Source organism: Salinimicrobium sp. WS361 (genome assembly GCF_050750585.1).
In the GTDB taxonomy this organism is placed as follows: domain Bacteria; phylum Bacteroidota; class Bacteroidia; order Flavobacteriales; family Flavobacteriaceae; genus Salinimicrobium.
On sequence record NZ_JBOJLM010000035.1, the window covers coordinates 1 to 5,468 of the forward strand.

Annotated in this window: 5 protein-coding genes; 2 read left to right on the top strand and 3 right to left on the bottom strand. The window is 43.4% G+C overall.

What is annotated here, in order from left to right; genetic code table 11:
* Positions 1-104: 104 nt before the first annotated feature.
* The gene (locus ACQ93I_RS16970; RefSeq protein ID WP_431699561.1) at positions 105-1,661 is read right to left on the bottom strand and encodes a M20/M25/M40 family metallo-hydrolase; all 1,557 of its coding nucleotides are present in this window, start codon (positions 1,659-1,661) and stop codon (positions 105-107) included.
* Positions 1,662-1,918: 257 nt separating this feature from the next.
* On the opposite strand from ACQ93I_RS16970, the gene proC reads away from it, so the two are divergent.
* Together proC and ACQ93I_RS16980 are read left to right on the top strand one after the other, a co-directional pair.
* Positions 1,919-2,725, top strand: coding sequence for a pyrroline-5-carboxylate reductase (proC, locus tag ACQ93I_RS16975; RefSeq protein ID WP_431699563.1), 807 nt, complete (start codon positions 1,919-1,921; stop codon positions 2,723-2,725).
* 232 nt (positions 2,726-2,957) lie between these two features.
* Positions 2,958-4,766, top strand: coding sequence for an AMP-dependent synthetase/ligase (locus ACQ93I_RS16980; RefSeq protein WP_431699564.1), 1,809 nt, complete (start codon positions 2,958-2,960; stop codon positions 4,764-4,766).
* 69 nt (positions 4,767-4,835) lie between these two features.
* Here the strand turns inward: ACQ93I_RS16980 and ACQ93I_RS16985 are convergent, their stop codons facing one another.
* Positions 4,836-5,018, bottom strand: coding sequence for a GIY-YIG nuclease family protein (locus ACQ93I_RS16985; RefSeq protein ID WP_431699565.1), 183 nt, complete (start codon positions 5,016-5,018; stop codon positions 4,836-4,838).
* Positions 5,019-5,112: 94 nt separating this feature from the next.
* Positions 5,113-5,468 (bottom strand): GIY-YIG nuclease family protein (locus ACQ93I_RS16990; RefSeq protein ID WP_431699566.1); only part of this gene is annotated, 356 nt, incomplete at its 5' end.

Below are 5,468 nucleotides of genomic sequence, written 5' to 3' on the forward strand. Positions count from 1 at the left end.
AAAATAAGCTGCAGAAAATCCCCTTTTTGACACCTTAGGTGAAAGGACCTTCTGCAGCTTAATACAAATAATCAGGAAAGCCTGTTCTCCTGATTATCTTTTTCTTATTCCACTCCGCCACGGCGATTGGGAGATCGTGGCTCAGGCCATGTCTCCTGTTCTCCTGTACGGGTATTGATTGGTAGTTTGATTTGTTCTCTCGATGCCTTTTCGTCGTCTTCACTCGCCATATAAGTAAGTACAGCTGTAAGAATGACGTTATTTCTCACATCGTCAAAGACGATCTTATCGTAAGTGTCGCGGTTTGTATGCCAGGTATAGTTCCAGTAAGCCCAGTCTAAAGCAGTTAGATTAAAAGCCGGAGCTCCTGCTGCAAGAAAAGAAGCATAATCTGACCCCCCACGACCCGGTCTTCCGGGGAAGGTAGTCTGTACATGATCGGCAACCGTATCGGGCACTTTTGAAAGCCAGTCTTCGAGGTAATCATAAGCGTGCAAGAACCCATTCCCGGTGATACGCACCACTCTTCCGGTTCCGTTATCCTGGTTGAATACCGCCTGAATATTATCTACAATTTCCGGGTGATCTTCCACAAATGCGCGTGACCCGTTAAGCCCCTGCTCTTCGCTACCCCAAAGCCCAATGATAATTGATCTTTTAGGGTTAGGGTAATATTCCTTAAGAATTCGGGCAGCTTCCATCATCACGATAGTTCCGGTTCCATTATCTGTCGCCCCGGTAGCGCCATCCCAAGAATCAAAATGCGCCGAAAGCACCACGTATTCTTCAGGTAATTCGGTTCCTTTAATAGTAGCAATTGTATTGAATGTAGGCACCATTCCCAGTTCTTTAGATTGGGCGGTAACCTTAATTTTAGGCTTACTTCCATTTTCTGCCAGCCTGTAAAGCATTCCGTAATCTTCAAGAGCGAGATCAAGAGTAGGCACCTCTTTTGTGTAAGCTCCAAAAACCTTGTTTACCCCAAAACCTTCAGACCAGTTGGAAGTAATCACTCCAACAGCACCGGCTTTCTCAAGTGCAGCAGGTAAAGTCCGGGAGGTATAGCCCATAGTACTGAATTTATCTCTCCAGGCTTCAGATTGTTCACTGCGCTCGCGCTTCATCTTTTCAAAAGAAGCTTCGGTAGCATATTCTTCCCAGTTATAATCGGGTCTTCCGGTTGGCTCCTGCATAGAAATGAGGACAAATTTACCTTTTACCTGTGGCAGCCAGTTTTGAAAAGCCATAGAATCGGAAACTGTCTCGGGCAGCGTAATTACCTCGGCGGTTACAGGTTTTTTTCCGGTAGAAGGGCTCCAGGCAAGCTGTCTCCCTTCAAGGGTTTGCAGTCGTGGCTCAACCATGTCAATATGGGTAATACCGCGTTCCCAGCCGCGCCATTCTCCCCACTTCTGCTTTTCGGCAGGGATGCCCCAGCTTTCAAATTTCTTTACGGCCCAGTTATGAGCATTGTTCATTTGTGGTGTTCCTACCAGGCGTGGCCCAATGCTGTCAAGCAACTGGTGCGCCAACTCCTCAAGCTTCGAATTTTGCTCGGCCTCCTTTACAATATTCTGTATAACTTCATCTTTTGATTGTGCAAATGAGAAGTGAGCCGACAAAAGCAGACACAGGGTGAATAATCCCGAAAGTTTTTTCATGCGTGTAATAAATTTTTAAGATCAGTTTCAGCCAAATATATCAATAAAAACAACGACTTCCCCTTCGGAAGCCTTCCTACTACTGACGGATTTTCAGGTTTTTGACGATATGTCGGTCACTTCAGAAATAAAATACCATAAACAAATCCCTTGCTATCAGTGAACTACGTCATGACAGGTAAAGAATTTCAGAATTAATTTTATTTAAGGCTTGTCCTGTACAGTCTTTGCACAAACACTATAAAATATTAGAAGTAATGAAAGTTTTAGTTATTGGAGCAGGAAATATGGGCCTCACTTATGCAGAAGGCATGGCCTCATCAACATTTTTAAATCAGCGTAAGCTCATGATTTACGATGTCTCGCCAGATAAAATTGTTTTGCTGAAGGACATGGGGATCTTTGATGTACACGAACAACTGGAAGATGCTTTACCCCAGGCCGATCTAATCTTTATTGCTGTAAAACCATACCACAGCGAGGAACTATTTGAAAGAATGAAACCGATGATGAACAAGGAGCAAATCGCGGTTTCCTTAATGGCTGGAGTTACCATTGAGACTATACAAAATGGCCTGGGCATCAAAAAAGTAGTAAGGTCAATGCCTAACCTACCGGCTCAGGTTGGAAAAGGAGTTACCTCCTACACCGAATCAAAAGAAGTTTCGAGAGTAGAATTATTGATGGTGAGAAACCTTCTTGACACTACAGGAGAATCTATCCATGTGAAGAACCAGAACTTCATTGACGCCTCTACGGGAATTTCGGGAAGTGGACCTGCGTACGTATTCTACTTTATGAACTCTATGCTTGAAGCGGCCTTAAAAATGGGCTTTTCGGAGCACGATTCAAGAGTGCTGGTGAGCCAAACCTTTGAAGGTGCGGTAGAACTCTTTAACCAGAACGATCTTTCCCCAACACTATGGATGGATCGCGTGGCCTCAAAAGGTGGTACTACAAGGGCAGCGCTAGATTCTATGGATGACAACAATGTAAAAGAACTTATCAAAGAAGCCGCCTACGCCGCTTTTGACAGGGCAGTAGAACTGGGAGAAGAAAGCTAACCAGTTTTCCCCTTTTTGACAGGTATATAAAGCCGGCATGTGAGTAACATGACCGGCTTTCCTTTTTTCTGAATTTATCTGCGGAAAAAGAAATGAGGCCCATGCAAAAAAAGTACCTGCTTCCCTCCCTAAATGTTTGATTATGCAATATTTTTGCACTTCCCGAATAAGTCATAACAACAGAAGACTTTTCGGCTATTTTCTGCAATAAAAGATTAGTGAGGATTGACATATGGACCAAAAAACAACTTCTACCGAATTTCCGAAACGCCTGTTTGACTGCCTTAGCTTTCAGCTTGAACATTTTCCCCTGCCCGATATGCTTGCCGCTAAAGAAAATGGAACATGGAGAAAATACAGCACCGCCGAAGTAGGACAAAAAATTGAGCAGATAAGTGCTGCACTCTTAAAAATGGGATTTTCGGGTGGTGACGGAAGCATAGAAGGTAGAGATAAAATTGGCATTATTAGCCAGAACTGCCCCGAATGGATAATGGCCGATATGGCTATTCAACAAACCGGAGCAGTGTCTGTACCTGTTTACCCCAACATTACCAACCACGAACTGCAATTTATCCTTGCCGATGCCAGTGTGAAAATGATCTTTGTAGGAGACGCTGCGCTCTACCAAAAGATCGTTGAAATACGAGAAGAGCTGCCGGCTTTAGAACAGATCTATTCTTTCAAACCGGTTCCCGGAATTCCGCAGCTAACCGATTTGATGATCGATGTAACACCCCAACTTAAACTGCAGGTAACCCAGAGCAAAGATTCTGTTAAAGAGACAGATCTTGCGACCGTTCTTTATACTTCGGGCACTACCGGGACTCCAAAAGGCGTTATGCTCTCCCACGGCAACATTGTAAGCAATTCTCTGGGTGCGGCACATGTTATCCAGGAAGTGGGGGTCAAACACAAGAAAGTATTAAGTTTTCTCCCCCTTAACCACGGCTTTGAAAGAATGGCAACTTACTGTTTCTTTTACAGCGGGGCAGCTGTGTACTATGCCGAGAGCATGGAGAAGATCTCAGAAAATCTAAAAGAAGTAAAACCCACGCTTTTCACCACAGTTCCACGACTCCTGGAAAAAGTTTATGAAGGCATACTTGCAAAGGGCAACGAACTTACCGGAATAAAAAGAAAACTCTTTTTCTGGGCTTTAAAACTGGCCGAGGAATTTAAGATCAACAAACCCAAGAGCCTGAGCTATAAATTTCAACTTGCCGTGGCCGATAAACTTATCTTTAGTAAGTGGAGAGATGCCCTGGGAGGAGAAGTGAAATCTATTATCACAGGTGCGGCTGCATGCCAGGTACGCCTGTTAAAGATCTTCACCGCCGCCAAAATCGTGATACAGGAAGGCTATGGTTTAACCGAAGCCTCTCCCATTATTAGTGGAAATCGCTACAATGAAAAGAACAGGATGTTCGGTACTGTGGGGCCACTTTTAAAAGGTGTAGAGGTTAAAATTGCTGAAGACGGTGAAATTCTTTGCAAAGGTCCTAACGTAATGATGGGCTATTACAAACGTCCCGATCTCACTGCAGAAGTGATGGAGGGCGAATGGCTGCGCACCGGCGATATCGGAACATTTATTGACGGCAAATTCCTAAAGATCACCGACAGGAAGAAAGAATTGATCAAAACCAGCGGCGGAAAATTTGTAGCACCTCAGCCCATTGAAAATAAGATGGTAGAAAGCCCATGGATCGAGCAGATCATGGTGGTGGGTGAGCTACAAAAGTTTGTGGGTGCGCTCGTGGTCCCTGCGTTTGAAGCTCTCAAAAAATGGTACCTGGAACAAGACAAACCATATCCCGGAAACGAAAAGGTATTGGAAGACCGGCACGCAAAAGAATTGATTGGCGCCTCTGTTATTCATTTCAACAAGCATTTTAATCCGGTGGAGCAAATCAAGAAGTTCCGGTTGATCCCTAATGCCTGGACTATTGAAGGAGGAGAGTTAACGCCTACCCTTAAGCTGAAGCGAAAAATGATCATCGAAAAGTACCAGGAATTCATCAAGTCTATATATAATTAGTTCCGTCTAATTACAATTCAGACCTAACAGGTTTTAAAAACCTGTTAGGTCTGAATTGTAATTAGAAGATTAACTTTTCCAGGCGCTGAAGCTTCGGAAGAAATATTCTGAATTGCTATCTTTTGCCTTTCCAGTGAATTTGTGACCAGGGGAAGTGCAATGGAATTCCATGCGGATCTCCAAATCTGAAGTGGAGCCAACATAAAACCGATCCAAAAACCTGGAATAAAGTACGTAAACCTGATGTACCATAGAAAACCAAAAAAGCCACACATCAAAAATGTGGGGCTCTGTTTTGCTCCTCCTCTTGGGCTCGAACCAACCCCGATAGCTATCGGGGCTCTGATTAACAGAATCTCCTTTTAAGATTCTCAACCATTTCAGGGTATGTCTTTAAATTTTGAATATATTTCTTGCTCTTCATGGTTTTTATATGTTTTTCCACCGCCAGTGCTTGATTTTTACTCTGACAGGAAAAATTTAAAAAAACCTCCCAGTCTTTTGCCTTTCCAGTAAATTTGGGACCAGGAGAAGTGCAATGGAATTCCATGCGGATCTCCAAATCTGAAGTGGAGCCAACATAAAACCGGTCCAAAACCTGGAATAAAGTACATAAACCTGATATACCATAGAAAATAAAAAAGAGGTCGTCTAAAAAGTAATTTTTAGGCGGCTTTTTTGTTGGTAGATATTTAAAGGAGT

Coding starts and splice junctions, on each gene's coding strand:
- ACQ93I_RS16980 (WP_431699564.1), top strand. CDS start 2,958: ATGGACCAAAAAACAACTTCTACCGAATTTCCGAAACGCCTGTTTGAC.
- ACQ93I_RS16970 (WP_431699561.1), bottom strand. CDS start 1,661: ATGAAAAAACTTTCGGGATTATTCACCCTGTGTCTGCTTTTGTCGGCT.
- ACQ93I_RS16985 (WP_431699565.1), bottom strand. CDS start 5,018: ATGGTACATCAGGTTTACGTACTTTATTCCAGGTTTTTGGATCGGTTT.
- proC (WP_431699563.1), top strand. CDS start 1,919: ATGAAAGTTTTAGTTATTGGAGCAGGAAATATGGGCCTCACTTATGCA.